The organism is Streptacidiphilus alkalitolerans, assembly GCF_042511045.1.
GTDB lineage: Bacteria > Actinomycetota > Actinomycetes > Streptomycetales > Streptomycetaceae > Streptacidiphilus > Streptacidiphilus alkalitolerans.
Map to the genome: position 1 here is coordinate 130,585 of NZ_JBHEZX010000016.1, position 14,461 is coordinate 145,045.

The following is a 14,461-nucleotide window of genomic DNA, read 5'->3' on the forward strand; positions in this document are numbered from 1 at the left end:
CCTCTGTGGGCCCTAGGCGGGGCGGTGGCGCAGTCGCTAACCTGCTGTCAGCACAACAACCGCAGAACAACCGCAGATGGAGTCGAGCCCCTCGCGGACACCCCCCGGTGTCGGCGAACGGGGCCTCTTTGGCGTTCCCGCGCGCCCTGGTGGCAGTGGGCTACGTCGTGTCGACATGTCGACTTGTTGCACGAGAGGAGAGTGGTCAGTCGATGGCACAACCCAGTGCCCTCACCGTCAACCAACCGGTCCGCCCGCCCCGACCCGGCGGAGGCCTGTACGCGGCGGTGGCCCGCGGCAGCTTCCGCCGCTACGCCACGTACCGCGCCGCGACCTGGGCCGGGGTCTTCACCAACACCGTCTTCGGCTTCTTCATCGCCTACACCTACCAGGCGCTCTGGCAGATCCGCCCGCACCTCGGCGGCTACGACCTCAGCGCCGCGCTGACCTATGTCTGGCTCGGCCAGGCCCTGTTGATGCCGATCGCCGCGATGGGCGGCGGCATGCAGGACGACCTGGAGGCCAGGATCACCACCGGCGACATCGCGGTGGACCTCTACCGCCCGGTCGACCTGCAGGGCTGGTGGCTCTTCAACGACCTCGGCCGCGCCTGCTACCACCTGCTCTCCCGGGGGCTGCTGCCGATGCTGGCCGGCGGACTGGTCTTCCGGCTGCGGATGCCCGCCGACGGGGCCTGGGCGGCGCTGCTGACCTGGTTCTGCTTCCTGGTCTCGGTGCTGCTCGCGGTCGTGGTCAGCTTCGCGCTGCGCTACATCGCCTCGCTGACCGGCTTCTGGCTGCTGGACGCGCGCGGAGTGCGGCAGATCAGCGTGGTGCTGGGGATGTTCTTCTCCGGCTTCCTGCTGCCGCTGCCGCTGCTTCCGTCCGCGCTGGCGGCGGTGGCCGAACGGCTGCCCTGGGCGGCCATGATCCAGATTCCGCTGGATGTGTTCCTGCAGCGCCGGACCGGTCCGGCGCTGGCCGCCGGGCTCGGCCTCCAGGCCGGATGGGCGCTGGCGCTGCTGGCCGCCGGGCGGCTGATGCAGCGTGCGGTGATGCGCAAGGTGGTGGTCCAGGGTGGCTGACTCCCTCCGCTCGACCGGCAGTTCCACGGGTACGACAGGCAAACTGGCTGCCGCGCCGGCCCGGGCCGCCGAGGCGCTGCGGTCCTACCGGCTGATCGCCGGGATGTGGCTGCGGGCCTCGCTCGCCTACCGGACCTCCTTCTGGCTGACCACGGTCGGCAACGGGGTCACCTCGGTGCTGGACTTCGTGGTGATCGCGGTGATCTTCCTGCACACCCCGTCGCTTGGCGGCTGGACCCTGCCGCAGGTCGCCTTCCTCTACGGGACCTCGGGGCTGACCCTCGGGCTGGCCGACCTGCTGGTGGGGAGCCTGGACCAGCTGGGCCAGCGGGTCCGCGACGGCTCGGTGGACGTGGTGCTGATCCGTCCGGCCGCGGCGCTGGCGCAGCTCAGCGCCGACCGGTTCGCGCTGCGCCGGATCGGCCGGGTGGCGCAGGCGGCGGCGGTGCTGGCCTGGGCGCTGGTGCAGCTGCGGCTGGACTGGACCCTGCCGAAGCTGCTGGTGATGGTCGCCCTAGTGGTCTGCGGGACGGTGATCTTCAGCTCGGTCTTCGTCTCCGGGGCGGCCTTCCAGTTCTTCGCCACCGATGCCGCCGAGGTGCAGAACTCGGTGACCTACGGCGGCGCGACCATGCTCCAGTACCCGCCGACGGTGTTCGCCCGCGACCTGGTCCGGGGTGCGGTGTACGGGGTGCCGCTGGCCTTTGTGAACTGGCTGCCGGCCCTCTACCTGCTGGGCGTCAAGGACACCCTCGGCCTGCCCGGCTGGTTCCGCTTCGCCTCGCCGCTGGCCGCGGCGCTGTGTGCGACGGCGGCGGGCCTGGCCTGGCGGGCCGGGCTCCGCGCGTACCGCAGTACCGGAAGTTGACCGACCCTCAGCGAACGACAGGAGAAGCCATGAGCATCATCGAGGTCGAGGACGTCGCGCGGACCTTCACCGTGCGCCGCAGGGCGGGGCGGTTCAAGCGGGAGCGGACCGAGGTCAGGGCGGTCGACGGGCTGAACTTCCGGGTGGAACAGGGGCAGATGGTCGGCTACATCGGGCCCAACGGGGCCGGCAAGTCGACGACGGTGAAGATGCTGACCGGGATCCTGGTCCCCAGCGCCGGGCGGCTGCGGGTGGCCGGGGCCGACCCGTCCAAGGAGCGGGTGCGGCTGGCCCGGCGGATCGGGGTGGTCTTCGGGCAGCGCACCACCCTGTGGTGGGACCTGCCGCTGCGGGACTCCTACGAGCTGGCGCGGCGGATCTACCGGATCGAGGACGCCCGCTACCGGCGCAACCTCGACCGCTGCGTCGAACTGCTGCAGCTGGGACAGCTGTTGGACGTGCCGGTGCGGCAGCTGTCGCTGGGTCAGCGGATGCGCGGCGACATCGCCGCCGCGCTGCTGCACGACCCGGAGGTGCTGTACCTGGACGAACCGACCATCGGCCTGGACGTGGTCAGCAAGAACCGGGTGCGCGAGTTCCTGGCCGAGGTGAACGCCGAGTCCGGCACCACGGTGCTGCTGACCACGCACGACCTCACCGACATCGAGCGGCTGTGCTCCCGGGTGATGGTGATCGACCACGGCCGGGTGGTCTACGACGGCGGATTGGAGGGGCTGCACGACACCGGGCGCAGCGAACGCACCCTGGTGGTGGACCTGGCCGCGCCCGAGCCGCCGATCGAGGTGCCCGGCGCCCGGGTGGTCCGGGTGGACGGGCCGCGGCAGTGGCTGGCCTTCCCGGCCGCGGACAGTGCCGCACCGCTGGTCGCCGCCATCGCGGCGCGGTACCCGCTGGTGGACCTCTCGGTGCGGGAGCCGGCCATCGAGGACGTGATCGCCCGGATGTACGGCGGAGAGGGGACTGTCGAGCAGGGGATTGAATTGGTCCAGACCAACTGAGATCATCGGCGGCATGGTGCACAGGGGAGTGGTCCGTGCCGTCGGTGCGGTCGGGGCGGTGCTCGCACTACTGACCGGCTGCTCGTCGGGCGGTGCGGCCTCGTCGGGCGGTGCGGCACCGCCGCCGACCGCGGCCGGTTCGACGGTGTCGGCCAGTGCCGCGGCGTCGGCGGAGCAGACCCCGGCCGTCCCGCCGCTCGGCCTGGTGCCGCTGCCCGCGCAGCTGCGGCGGACCGGCGGCGCCGGCTACCCGGTGACGGCGGCGACCCCGGTGCGTGCCAGGGGCGGCGCGGCGGCGACCGCTGTGGCCATGGATCTGACGGCGCTGCTGCGACCGTCGCTGGGGTTCGCGCTGCCCGTGGAGGGGGCGGGCAGCGCGGCCACCGGGATCGTGCTGGAGCTCGATCCCAAGGCCGGCACCGGGCCTGAGGGGTACCGGCTGGAGTCGGGCCCGACCGGGGTGGTGATCACCGCGGGGACCGGTGCCGGCCTCTACCACGGAGTGCAGACGCTGCGTCAGCTGCTGCCCCCGAAGGGCCCGGGGACGGTCCCGGCGGTGTCGATCGCCGACCGGCCGCGCTACGGCTACCGCAGCGGCGGCCTCGACGTGGCCCGGCACTTCTTCCCGGTGCCGGTGGTGAAGCGCTATATCGACCTGCTGGCCCAGTACAAGTTCAACTACCTGCGGCTGCACCTGTCCGACGACCAGGGCTGGCGGATCGCCGTCCCCGGGCTGCCCCGGCTGACCGGGATCGGGGCGTCCACGCAGGTCGGCGGCGGGGCCGGCGGCTACTACACCGACGCCCAGTACCGGGATCTGGTGGCCTACGCCGCCGCCCGCTACATCACCGTGGTGCCCGAGGTGGACCTGCCCGGGCACTCCAACGCGGTGCTGACCGCCTACCCGGACCTGGGCTGCGCCGGGGACGCCCCGGTGCACCCCTACACCGGGACCGACGTCGGTTTCAGCCGGGTCTGCACCACCGAGGAGTCGACCTACACCTTTGTCGACCAGGTGGTGGCCGCCCTGGCCGCGATGACGCCGGGTCGCTACATCGGCATCGGCGGCGACGAGGCGCAGACCCTGTCCGCCCCCGCCTACGCCGCGTTCATGGCCCGGGCCTCGGCCATCGTCCGCGAGCACGGCAAGCTGCCGCTGGCCTGGGACGAGGCCGCGGCGGCGGGGAAGGGCGGACCGGCCCTGCTCGGGGTGTGGCATCCGGCGCTGCAGCAGCCGGCCGGGCTCAACGACCGGATCGTGACGGCGGTGAAGGACGGCGCCAGGCTGGTGATGGAACCGGCCGACCAGGCGTACCTGGACCAGAAGTACGACGACTCCACCCGGTTGGGGCTGCACTGGGCCGGATACCTGAGCGTGGAGAAGAGCTACAGCTGGGACCCGGACACCTACCTGGACGGCCTCCCGGCCGGTGCGGTGACCGGCATCGAGGCGCCGATGTGGTCCGAGACCCTGCACAGCGAGAGGGACCTGGACAGCATGCTGCTGCCCCGGCTGCCGGGCCTGGCCGAGATCGGCTGGACCCCGCAGCAGGAGCGCTACTGGGACGAGTACCAGCAGCGGCTGGCCGACCAGGCCCCGTACTGGGACGCCCAGGGCCTGGCCTACACCAAGGCGGACGGGGTGCCCTGGACGCAGTGACCAAGTGCCTGAGTGACGCCGGGTCAGACCCGGACCAGGTGCACCACGGCGCTGGCCCAGTCGCCCGGCGGCAGCTCCAGGTCGAGGCCGTGCTCCAGCAGTACCGCGCCGTGGTGCACCGCCCCGCTGCGGCGGTCGCGGTAGCGGGCGTCCCGGTCCAGGCCGGCCAGCCGCAGCGGCGGCTGGGGGCGTCCGAACCGGCGCTGTTCGAGCCAGCCGAAGACGACCGCCTCGGCGGCGTCGGCGGCGATGTACTGGACCGCGGTCAGCTCGTTCTGCGACCGGGGCGGACGCAGCCGGTACAGCGCGCCGTGCTGCACCAGGTGACGGATCGTCCGGTACTCGGCGATCAGCTCGGCGGCCTCCTTGAGCTCCGCGCCGGTCCAGCGGTCGAGCTCGCCGCCGAGCCCGAGCACCCCGCTCATGGCGCTGTGGAAGCGGAACCGCAGCGGGATCGAGCGCCCGGTCTGCTGGTTGGGCACGTCGGTGACCCAGGCGGCCATCGTCCGCACCGGGTAGACCTGGGCGTAGCCGTCCTGGATCACCAGCCGGTCCGAGGCGTCGGTGTTGTCGGAGGTCCACACCTGGTCGTGCCGGGCCAGCACGCCGAGGTCGACCCGGCCGCCGCCCGAGCTGCAGGCCTCGATCCGCAGCGCGGGGTGGTCGGCGCGGAGGCGGTCGACCACCTGGTAGTAGTGGCGGACGTAGTCGGTCCACAGCAGGTCGGGGTCGTCGGGGTCCGCCGATCCGCCGGCCTCGGTGAAGGGGCGGTTCATGTCCCACTTCAGGTAGTCGATGCCGTGGTCGCCGACCAGCCGGGTGAGCCAGTCGTACATCCACTCGGCCACCTCGGGGCGGGCCAGGTTCAGCACCAGCTGGTGCCGCAGTTCGGTGCGCCGGCGGTTCGGCTGGTGCAGCACCCAGTCCGGGTGGGCCCGGTAGAGGTCGCTGTCGGGGTTGACCATCTCCGGCTCCACCCAGAGCCCGAACCGCATGCCGAGCCCGTGCACCGAGTCGACCAGGGGCTGCAGCCCGTCCGGGAAGGCCCCGGCGTACGGGGTCCAGTCGCCGAGCCCGGCCCGGTCGTTGCGGCGGGCGCCGAACCAGCCGTCGTCCATCACGAACAGCTCCACGCCGAGCGCCGCGGCGTGGGCGGCCAGCTGCTGCTGCCCCTCCAGGGTGACCGCGAAGGCGGTCGCCTCCCAGGAGTTGTAGAGCACCGGGCGGGTCTCGTCGGGGTACGGCAGCAGATGGGCCCGGATGTGGGCGTGCCAGGAGCGGCTGGTCCCGCCGAAACCGCCGCCGGAGTACAGCCCGGCCAGCCGGGGCGTGCTGTGGGTGGCGCCGGGGGCGAGGCGGACGGTGAGGCCCTCGTGGCCCGCGCCCGCGGTGAGGCCGAGCGCGTTGTCGGCGGTGCGCTGCAGAGTGATCCGCCAACTGCCGCTCCAGGCCAGGGCGGTGCTCCAGACCTGGCCGTGCTGCTCGTCGGCGTCGCCCGCGTCGACCATGGCCCAGGGCTGGGCGTGGTGGCCGGTCACGCCCCGACGACTGGTCAGCACGGTCTCGCCGTAGCTGAGTTGCGAGCGCCGCAGCTGGGTCTCGGCGGCCCAGGCGCCGGTGGTGTGGCTGAGCCGGTAGTCGTCCCTCGGCGGCAGCGACCAGGCGGCGGAGTCGGCCCGCAGCACGGTGATCGGGCCCTGCTCCGTGCCGTCCCCGGCCTCGGAGTCCGTACCGGTGTGGGTGAGTTCGGTCCAGCGTTCGATCACGTCGCTGTCGTCGTGGACCTGGTAGCCGAGGGTGATCCGCAGCGGGTAGTGGCGGTCGCGGAAGTGCAGCAGCAGGGTGGCGCCGGTCGGCTGCTCGGTCAGGCTGTGCCCGTCGGCGACCGGCTCCAGGGCGCGGACGCCGTCGGCGAAGCGGAGCTGCAGCGAGGGCGCGCCGAAGCGGCTGCCGCCGTCGACCGGCAGCTCCTCGCCGACCGGGGTGTGCCCCTCGAAGCCGTTGAAGCCGGACAGGTCGGCCGGCAGCGGCAGCGAGTCGGCCTGGTCCAGGGTCAGCGGCTCGCCCCAGTGCAGGTGGCGCGGGACGTCGTCGCCGTCGACGCGCAGGGCGTACGCGCTGCCGGGGGTGCGCAGCAGCCAGGTCCTGGAGGCGGGGGCGAAGCTGATGGCGGGCATGGGGCTCCAGGGGCTGTTGGCTTGTGTTCTCCCGTGTTGGATTCTGATGGTAATCCCTGCGAGCCCGCAGCGGGAGGGCCCTCAGCGGGAGCCTTCACCCCGGAGGGCCCTCAGCGGGAGAGCGAGTGCAGCGCCTTGTGCACCAGGTCGACGGTGGTCAGCGTGGTGGAGGCATGGGCGCAGAGCCGGATCTCGTCCTGCCTGACGGTGGCGGTGACCCCGTGCGCGGCGAGGGCCTCGGCCACCGTCGCGGTGCCGGTGCGCGGGACCGAGAAGGAGACGATCCCGGCCCGCTCGTGCTCCGCGGTGGGCGAGCGCACCAGGCCGCCGACGCTGCGCACGGTGTCGATCAGCTCGGCCGTGCGCTGCCGGATGTGGCCGGTGATGCGGGTGATCCCGGCCTGCTCCACCAGTTCCAGGGCGCGGGCCAGCGCCCCCGCCGCGATCGGGTTGGCGTTGGTCAGCGAGAAGCGCAGGGCGCCGTCCGCCGGGGGATGCTCACGGTCGTCGAACAGCCCCGCGTCCTCGACCCCGGTCCATCCGGTCAGCGCCGGCTCCAACCGCTCCAGGGCCCGCTCGGAGGCGTAGAGGAAGCCGGTGGACCAGCCCGCCCTGAGCCACTTCTGACCGCCGGTCACCAGCAGGTCGGCCGCGGTCCAGGGCTGCTCGGTGGCGCCCAGGCCCTGGATCGCGTCCACGACCAGCAGCCGGTCAGGGCCGATCACCTCCCTGATCCCGGCCAGGTCGGCCCGGAAGCCGGTGCGGAAGTCCACGGCGGCGAGCGCGACCGCGACCGTCTCCGTGGTGAGGGCCGCCCGGACCAGGTCCGGGGTGATCCGGCGCAGGCCGTCCGGCGCCAGCGGCACCGGACGCACCCGGCCCAGGGCGGCGGCGCGGCGCCAGGGGTAGAGGTTGGACGGGAACTCGTGGGCGGGGACCAGCACCGTGCCGTGCGGCAGGCCGAAGGCCGCGTGGAACAGCCCGGTGCTGGTGTTGGGCAGCAGGGCGACCTGGTCCACGCCCCCGGCACCGGTCACGCCCAGCAGCCGGGCCGCCGCCCGGCGGGCCCGCAGCTCGTACCCCATCAGCTCGTCCACGGTCCCGGCGGTGGCGTGGGCGGCCCGTCCCGACAGCACGGCGGTGGTCTCCACCACATCGGCCGACGGCGGCCCGAACCGGCCGAAGTCCAGATAGCCGTCCGGCTCGCGGAAGTGCTCGGCGTACCCGGACAGGCCGCCGGGGCCAGGCAGAGGGGACATGCGCGTTCGCTCCAGAACTTCGATGGTCGAAAGGGCAGACTGGGCGTGTGAAACCAGTCGCAGAAGCTGTTGTCGCCCGTATGAACGAGGACACCCGTGCGCGCGAAGAGGCCGGTACGCCAGAAAACCCTAAGGCCGGGGGGCCGCCCGGGGTACGGTACACGGCGTCCGACGAGGTGAAGCGGCGTGGCGTGCGCCGGATGAAGACCATCGCCACCGGCTTCCTGGTCGCGGCGACCATCGTCTACGTGCTCACCAGCTGGGCCCTCAGGTCCGGCGCCGGCAGCTGGGCCGGCTACGTCCAGGCGGCGGCCGAGGCCGGGATGGTCGGCGCGCTCGCCGACTGGTTCGCCGTCACCGCGCTGTTCCGCAGGCCGCTCGGGCTGCCGATCCCGCACACCGCGATCATCCCCACCAAGAAGGACGTGTTCGGGCGCAGCCTGGGCCAGTTCGTCGGCGAGAACTTCCTCTCGGTGGAGGTGGTCAGGGGACGGCTGCGCGGCCTCGGCGTCGGGCGGCGGCTGGGGGAGTGGCTCTCCGCGCCCGGCAGCGCCGAGCGGGTCACCCGCGAGGCCTCGGCCGCGCTGCGCGGCGCGCTGGCGGTGCTCCGGGACGAGGACGTGCAGGCGGTGGTCGGCGAGGCGGTCACCCGGCGGGCCTCGGAGCAGCAGATCGCCCAGCCGATAGGCGCGATGCTGGGCCGGATCCTGGACGAGGGCGGCCACCGCGGGGTGGTCGACCTGTGCGTGGTGCGGGCCCACGACTGGCTGGTGGAGCACGACGACCAGGTGATCAGGACGATCTCCCAGGAGGCCCCGGGCTGGACCCCCAAGTTCATCGACAACAAGATCGGGGTCCGGGTCTACCGCGAGCTGCTGCGCTTCGCCGAGGACGTCCGCGACGACCCGCAGCACGCCGCGCGGGGCGCGGTCGACAGCTTCCTGGAGGACTTCGCCGAGGAACTGCGCACCGACCCGGACACCATCGCCAGGGTCGAGCGGGCCAAGGCCGACCTGCTGGCCAGGTCCGAGGTGCAGGACCTGATCGCCTCGGCCTGGAGCGCGATCCGGGGCATGGTGCTGAACGCCGCCGAGGACGAGGACAGCCAGCTGCGGATCCGCCTCCGCGACGGCATCCGCAGCTTCGGCGGGCGCCTGGCCACGGACGAGCGGATGCAGGCCAAGCTGGACGGCTGGCTGGAGGACGCGGCCGAGTACGTCGTCGACACCTACCGGGACGAGATCACCTCGCTGATCTCGGACACCGTCGCGGGCTGGGACGCGAACGAGGCCTCCCGCAAGATCGAAGCCAACGTCGGCCGCGACCTCCAGTTCATCCGCATCAACGGCACCGTCGTCGGCGCACTGGCAGGCCTGCTGATCCACACGGTGTCGACCCTGATCTGACGGACAGTCAGTAGCCGGTGGCGTTCCAGGTGTAGCCGTCGCGCCGGGTCGGCTTCCCCGGGCGGTCGGCCAGCCAGGTCGGACCTCCGTGGGGCTCCCGCTCCTCGTAGGGGACCAGCGGGAACGGCGGACGGTCCCCGGGCCGCATGGTCGCGGCGAACTCCAGGGCCTCCCGCTGCGGTACGAACGGCGACATCGCGAGACGCACCTCGCGGACCCCGTCCCCGACCGGGCTGTAGGCGGCGACCGTGCGCGGGTCCCCCGCGATCCACACCGAACCCGAGGGTTCGGGCAGTCGCACCCCGCCGGCGTCCCGAAGCTCGGCGACCGGCCGGTCACCACGCGGGTCGATCAGCTGCATCACTTCCCGGGTGCGGGCCCAGCGCCGGTGGTTGAACAGCCCCAGCACGGTGTCGGCCCGCTCCCAGCGCCCCGCCTTGTAGCCGTACTCCTGCCAGGGGAACTCCTGCACCAGGTGGGCCAGGCAGCGGCCTTCGAGACTGCTGTCGGGTGAAACCATGGTCTGACTCCTTGTCGGCCTGCTCCGCGTCTCAGCCCAGCGCCGCGCGGATCGAACTCGTCGGCACGGACGCCCCCTGCCCTCCCTGGTCCGGCCGGTCGGACTGCTCCGGTGGTTCGAAGGACAGCGAGGCGGCGATCGACACCATCATCATCCGGAACTCGGGGCCGTTCCCGACGAAGGGCGTGGCGAAGTCGACGCAGGCGAGCAGGGAGCCGTCAGGAGAGGGGACGAGTGCCTCCAGTGAGAACACGGCGGCGGTGGCGTCCTGGTCGCCCCCGGCCGCTCCCGGCAGCACCGGCTCGGGCAGCTCCCTGACGCTCTCGGAGAAGAGCACCGGGCGGCCCAGCAGGTCCAGCAGATCCGCCTGCCCCTGCCAGTCCTGCTCGCCGCGCCGTCGCACCATCTCGCCGAGCAGCATCCGGGGATCCCCGGTGCCCCCGGTCCGCTGGACCGAGACGACCAGGGTGGAACTGACCTCCGCGCCGTCCACCCCGGAGACGTGGTGGCCAAGGCCGCAGTAGACGGACTGGCGGGCGGCGAGGTCTTCCAGGAGCTCGCCCAGTGCACCGAGCACGGCCGGGACGACCGCCTGCTGCTCGGCCGTGGCGAGTTCGAGCAGCACGTCCTGAGCCTGCTGCACAGCCTCGGCCGGGTCGGTCAGCGGCAGTGCGAAGAAACCGGTGGGAACCTCGAACCAGAGCGGCAGTTCCACCAGGTCCGGGTCGCCGTTCGCCTCCTGCGGCTGGACGACGTGGTCGAGACCGTTGCTGATGCTGCTCACGAGGCGGCTTCCTTGGCGTCGTCGAAGAGGTGGGTGGCCACGCCCTTGCCGTGCCAAAGGATGTTGACCATGTTGTGGGTGACCAGGGCCGAGGCGCCGGCGCCCTTCTCGATCAGGTGGGCGCCCTCGAGCGCCGGTCCCACCCAGGCGTGCTTGGCGATCTGCTTGGCCATGAAGCCCGGGGCGTGTGCCACGTTCGAGGCGAGGTCGATGAACTTGGGCGCGGCTTCAGCCCCCTCGACGGCGGCCCGCCCGGCCTTGATCGCGGTCACCCCCTCCTTGGCCAGTCCCCAGCCCGGCACCACGCTCATGGCGTCACCGAAACCGGTCATCAGGGCACTGCGCGCCGCCGCGTCGAAGTTGCCGTGGAGGGCGTCGCTGATGCCCTTGCGGAACTCCGGGTTGGCCGCGTCCACCGCCAGCGCGCCGGCGCCCGCGACCAGGGAGACGCCGAGCGCGATGGCGTCGATCGGCGGCGGGGTGAGCAGGGCGACCAGCCCGGCGATCGCGGAGATGGTGCTGAGCACCGAGTGGATCGCGTCGAGGTGGTCCTTGACCCAGGAGCCGATGGAGTCCAGGCCGGACTTGAAGTCGTTCCACATCCGGCTGAACATCCCCGGCTTGTGCGGGGCCAGGTCGGAGGCGGCGTGGTCGAGGGCCTGGGCGAAGCGGCGGGCGACGGCCTCGTGCTCCGCCTCCAGGTCGTGGGCCCGCTTCAGGACCGACTCCAGCTCGCCCTTGGCGTCGCCGACGGCGCGGTTGGCCGCGTCCACCCCCTGCTGGGCCGCGTCCACGGCCTGCTGCGCCTTCTGCAGGGCCGCGCCGGTGAAGGTCTGGCCGATCAGCTTGAAGTCCGGGTTGGCCTGGGCGGTGGCCAGCCGGCTCGCGGCCTGCTCGGCCGCCTGCTTGGCGGCGGCGGCCTCGGCGTCCAGCTTCGCCGCGGTGGACTTGAAGCCGACCAGGTCGCCGTGCCAGTCGTGGAAGATCCCGAGCGCGGTCTCCAGCGAGGTCTGCGCCTTGCCGAGCCGCTTGCCGAGGTCGTCGTCCACATGGCTGCGGAAGGCGTCCCCGGCCTTGCCCTGCCAGACGTCGCTGCCGGAGTCCCGGACCTGGGTGAGCAGCGAGCCCGCCTCCTTGAGCGAGGCCGCGGCGGTCTTCAGGACGGAGGCGATCGCGTCCACGTCGGTGGGGACGCCGGGGACCGGGTTGAAGCCCAGGTGGGGGTAGTCGGTGTCGGTGGCGGTGGTCACGCGGCACCCCCGGCGAGGTGCGGGCGCAGGCTGTCGATGTCGGCGCCCATCGGGGTCATCACCGACGAGTTGACCTTGTCCATGGCCTGCTGGATGGCCTGGTCGAGCTGCTGGTAGGCGTCGTGGGCGGCCTTGACGCCCTCGTCCGTCTCCTTGATCACCTGCTGCAGCTGGCCCAGGCCGTAGTGCCAGGTGCTCTGGAAGTGGTGCGCCGACGAGTCCAGCGCGGAGGTGCCGATCTGCCCGCCCTCGACGCTGCCCAGCTGCCGCAGCGCCGCGTCCATCTGGTCGCCCGCCTCCTGCAGGGAGGTGGTCATCCGCCCGAGTATGTCGAGGTCTACCTGGAAGAAGTCCCCCATCGTGCTCCCCGTTCGTCGTTCGTCCGAAGTGGTGCTCGATCACTTGACCGATGACGCTATCGCACTGCCGTGCACCGGTCGTGAGAGGGTGAGAACTGCCCGCCGCAGGCCGGGCGGAGTCGAACGAACGAGGAGCAGCAAGGTGTCTGGAGCCACGAGGACCGGTCTGGAAGCGTTCATCGCCGGGATGCCCAAGGCCGAACTGCACGTCCACCACGTGGGCTCGGCCTCGCCGGCCGTGGTGGCCGGGCTCGCGGCCCGCTACCAGGGGCAGACCTCGGTGCCCACCGATCCGGCCGAGCTGGCGAAGTACTTCGAGTTCACCGACTTCGCGCACTTCATCCAGGTCTACCTGTCCGTCGTCGACCTGGTCCGGGACGCCGAGGACGTGCGCGCGCTGACCTACGGGGTCGCCGCCGACATGGCCGCGCAGAACATCCGCTACGCCGAACTGACGGTCACTCCGTACAGCTCGGTGCGGCGCGGCATCCCCGGCGAGGCGTTCATGGAGGCCATCGAGGACGCCAGGAAGGCGGCCGAGGCCGAGCTGGGCGTGGTGCTGCGCTGGTGCTTCGACATCCCCGGCGAGGCCGGCCTCGAGTCCGCCGAGATCACCGAGCGGCTGGCGCTGGACCTGCGTCCCGAGGGGCTGGTCAGCTTCGGTCTCGGCGGTCCGGAGATCGGGGTGCCGCGGTCGCAGTTCCAGCCGTACTTCGACCGGGCCCGCGCGGCCGGGCTGCACAGCGTCCCGCACGCGGGCGAGGCGACCGGGCCGCAGACGGTCTGGGACGCGCTCAACCTGCTGGGCGCGGAGCGGATCGGCCACGGGACCTCGTCGGTGCAGGACCCGCGTCTGGTGGACCACCTGGGCGAGCACCGGATCCCGCTGGAGGTCTGCCCGACCTCCAACGTCGCCACCCGGGTGGTGCCGACGATCGAGGAGCACCCGATCCGGCAGATGGTGGAGGCCGGCCTGTTCGTCACCGTCAACAGCGACGACCCGCCGATGTTCGGCACCGACCTCAACCACGAGTACGCGGTGGCCGCGGAGTTGCTCGACCTGGACGAGGGCGGGGTGGCCGAGCTGGCCCGGCAGGGGGTCAGGGCCTCCTTCCTGGAGGACGCGGGCAAGCGCCGGCTGCTCGCCGAGATCGACGGCCATCTGGCGGCCTGGTCCGGCCCGGCGTAGCCTGCCCCTGCTGACGATCCGTCAGTTCTGGCTCTGCCGGGGGTGAGTGACGGTGCGTCGGTTGCTGATCAGCTTCGGCGAGCTGATGGTCACGCTCGGCCTGGTGGTGCTGCTGCTCGCGGCCTACGAGCTGTGGTGGACCAACCAGGCGGCCGACGCCAGCGCCCGGTCGACGGTGGCCGGGCTGGAACGGCAGTGGGCGGCCGAGGCGCCGCCGGCGGCCGACGCCGTCGGCGCGGGGGCCGGAGCCGGAGCCGGAGCCGCAACGGGAGTCGGCGCCCGCCCGGCCGGGGCGCCCAGTGCCGCCCCGCCGCTGGCGGTCGGCGGGCCCAGCGGCAGCGGTATCGACCGGATGTCCCGTGACCTCACCGCCTTCGCGGTGCTGCGGATCCCGGCCCTCGGCGTGGCCTTCCCGGTGGCCGAGGGGGTCGGCAAGTACTCGGTGCTCAACCACGGCTACATCGGCCACTACCCGGGGACGGCGCTGCCCGGGCAGCCGGGGAACTTCGCGGTGGCCGGGCACCGCAACACCCACGGCGAGCCGTTCCGGCACCTGGACCGGCTGCGGGTCGGCGACACCGTCCTGGTCGAGGTGGCCGCCTGGACGTACAGCTACCGGATCGACTCGATCCTGCCGCAGACCTCCCCGTCCGACGTGGACACCGTCGCGGCCGTGCCGCACAGCGCCTTCCACCCCGGCGGCGGCTACGGCTACCGCACGCCGGGCAGCTATCTGACGCTGACCACCTGCACGCCGGCCTTCACCTCGCTCTACCGGATGATCGCCTGGGGCCACCTGGTCGGACAGCAGCGGCGCACGGCGCCCTGACCGGCCGCGCCCTGACCGGCGGCGTCCTGACCGGCCGGGCGGGTACGGTGGCCGGG

13 protein-coding genes are annotated in these 14,461 nt (G+C 72.7%); 7 read left to right on the forward strand and 6 right to left on the reverse strand.

What is annotated here, in order from left to right; all coding sequences use genetic code 11:
* Positions 1–212: 212 nt before the first annotated feature.
* The 4 genes from ACEZDG_RS29560 to ACEZDG_RS29575 are packed head-to-tail and all read left to right on the forward strand — an operon-like array spanning position 213 to position 4,632.
* Complete coding sequence (locus ACEZDG_RS29560; RefSeq protein ID WP_380515234.1) at positions 213–1,085, forward strand: ABC transporter permease; 873 nt, start codon at positions 213–215, stop codon at positions 1,083–1,085.
* On the forward strand, positions 1,078–1,953 hold the full coding sequence (locus ACEZDG_RS29565) for an ABC transporter permease (protein WP_380515236.1): 876 nt from the start codon (positions 1,078–1,080) through the stop codon (positions 1,951–1,953). The genes ACEZDG_RS29560 and ACEZDG_RS29565 overlap by 8 nt, the downstream gene beginning before the upstream one ends.
* Before the next feature lie 29 nt (positions 1,954–1,982).
* Positions 1,983–2,972: an ABC transporter ATP-binding protein gene (locus tag ACEZDG_RS29570; RefSeq protein ID WP_380515238.1), complete on the forward strand. Its 990-nt coding sequence runs from the start codon at positions 1,983–1,985 to the stop codon at positions 2,970–2,972.
* A 13-nt stretch (positions 2,973–2,985) separates the two neighbouring features.
* Positions 2,986–4,632, forward strand: a complete 1,647-nt coding sequence (locus tag ACEZDG_RS29575; protein ID WP_380515240.1) for a beta-N-acetylhexosaminidase — start codon at positions 2,986–2,988, stop codon at positions 4,630–4,632.
* 23 nt (positions 4,633–4,655) lie between these two features.
* Here the strand turns inward: ACEZDG_RS29575 and ACEZDG_RS29580 are convergent, their stop codons facing one another.
* Positions 4,656–6,809: an alpha-galactosidase gene (locus ACEZDG_RS29580; RefSeq protein ID WP_380515242.1), complete on the reverse strand. Its 2,154-nt coding sequence runs from the start codon at positions 6,807–6,809 to the stop codon at positions 4,656–4,658.
* A gap of 110 nt (positions 6,810–6,919) precedes the next feature.
* Positions 6,920–8,068, reverse strand: coding sequence for an aminotransferase class V-fold PLP-dependent enzyme (locus ACEZDG_RS29585; protein ID WP_380515245.1), 1,149 nt, complete (start codon positions 8,066–8,068; stop codon positions 6,920–6,922).
* Between the two features lie 80 nt (positions 8,069–8,148).
* On the opposite strand from ACEZDG_RS29585, the gene ACEZDG_RS29590 reads away from it, so the two are divergent.
* A complete protein-coding gene (locus ACEZDG_RS29590) occupies positions 8,149–9,474 on the forward strand; it encodes a DUF445 domain-containing protein (RefSeq protein WP_380515248.1) in 1,326 nt (441 codons plus the stop codon).
* A gap of 7 nt (positions 9,475–9,481) precedes the next feature.
* Here the strand turns inward: ACEZDG_RS29590 and ACEZDG_RS29595 are convergent, their stop codons facing one another.
* The 4 genes from ACEZDG_RS29595 to ACEZDG_RS29610 are packed head-to-tail and all read right to left on the reverse strand — an operon-like array spanning position 9,482 to position 12,345.
* The gene (locus tag ACEZDG_RS29595; RefSeq protein WP_380515251.1) at positions 9,482–9,994 is read right to left on the reverse strand and encodes a hypothetical protein; all 513 of its coding nucleotides are present in this window, start codon (positions 9,992–9,994) and stop codon (positions 9,482–9,484) included.
* A gap of 31 nt (positions 9,995–10,025) precedes the next feature.
* A complete protein-coding gene (locus ACEZDG_RS29600) occupies positions 10,026–10,778 on the reverse strand; it encodes a hypothetical protein (RefSeq protein ID WP_380515254.1) in 753 nt (250 codons plus the stop codon).
* Positions 10,775–12,028 carry a hypothetical protein gene (locus ACEZDG_RS29605; protein WP_380515256.1) on the reverse strand — a complete coding sequence of 418 codons (1,254 nt, stop codon included), beginning with the start codon at positions 12,026–12,028 and terminating at the stop codon, positions 10,775–10,777. Before ACEZDG_RS29605 ends, ACEZDG_RS29600 begins: the two co-directional genes overlap by 4 nt.
* Positions 12,025–12,345 carry a hypothetical protein gene (locus ACEZDG_RS29610; protein WP_380515259.1) on the reverse strand — a complete coding sequence of 107 codons (321 nt, stop codon included), beginning with the start codon at positions 12,343–12,345 and terminating at the stop codon, positions 12,025–12,027. The genes ACEZDG_RS29605 and ACEZDG_RS29610 overlap by 4 nt, the downstream gene beginning before the upstream one ends.
* Positions 12,346–12,529: 184 nt before the next feature.
* Here ACEZDG_RS29610 and ACEZDG_RS29615 point away from each other — a divergent pair, with 184 nt between their 5' ends.
* Positions 12,530–13,576: an adenosine deaminase gene (locus ACEZDG_RS29615; RefSeq protein WP_380515266.1), complete on the forward strand. Its 1,047-nt coding sequence runs from the start codon at positions 12,530–12,532 to the stop codon at positions 13,574–13,576.
* A 52-nt stretch (positions 13,577–13,628) separates the two neighbouring features.
* Positions 13,629–14,405: a class E sortase gene (locus ACEZDG_RS29620; RefSeq protein ID WP_380515269.1), complete on the forward strand. Its 777-nt coding sequence runs from the start codon at positions 13,629–13,631 to the stop codon at positions 14,403–14,405.
* Positions 14,406–14,461 lie beyond the last annotated feature (56 nt).

Coding starts and splice junctions, on each gene's coding strand:
- ACEZDG_RS29560 (WP_380515234.1), top strand. CDS start 213: ATGGCACAACCCAGTGCCCTCACCGTCAACCAACCGGTCCGCCCGCCC.
- ACEZDG_RS29570 (WP_380515238.1), top strand. CDS start 1,983: ATGAGCATCATCGAGGTCGAGGACGTCGCGCGGACCTTCACCGTGCGC.
- ACEZDG_RS29575 (WP_380515240.1), top strand. CDS start 2,986: ATGGTGCACAGGGGAGTGGTCCGTGCCGTCGGTGCGGTCGGGGCGGTG.
- ACEZDG_RS29580 (WP_380515242.1), bottom strand. CDS start 6,809: ATGCCCGCCATCAGCTTCGCCCCCGCCTCCAGGACCTGGCTGCTGCGC.
- ACEZDG_RS29585 (WP_380515245.1), bottom strand. CDS start 8,068: ATGTCCCCTCTGCCTGGCCCCGGCGGCCTGTCCGGGTACGCCGAGCAC.
- ACEZDG_RS29590 (WP_380515248.1), top strand. CDS start 8,149: ATGAACGAGGACACCCGTGCGCGCGAAGAGGCCGGTACGCCAGAAAAC.
- ACEZDG_RS29595 (WP_380515251.1), bottom strand. CDS start 9,994: ATGGTTTCACCCGACAGCAGTCTCGAAGGCCGCTGCCTGGCCCACCTG.
- ACEZDG_RS29610 (WP_380515259.1), bottom strand. CDS start 12,345: ATGACCACCTCCCTGCAGGAGGCGGGCGACCAGATGGACGCGGCGCTG.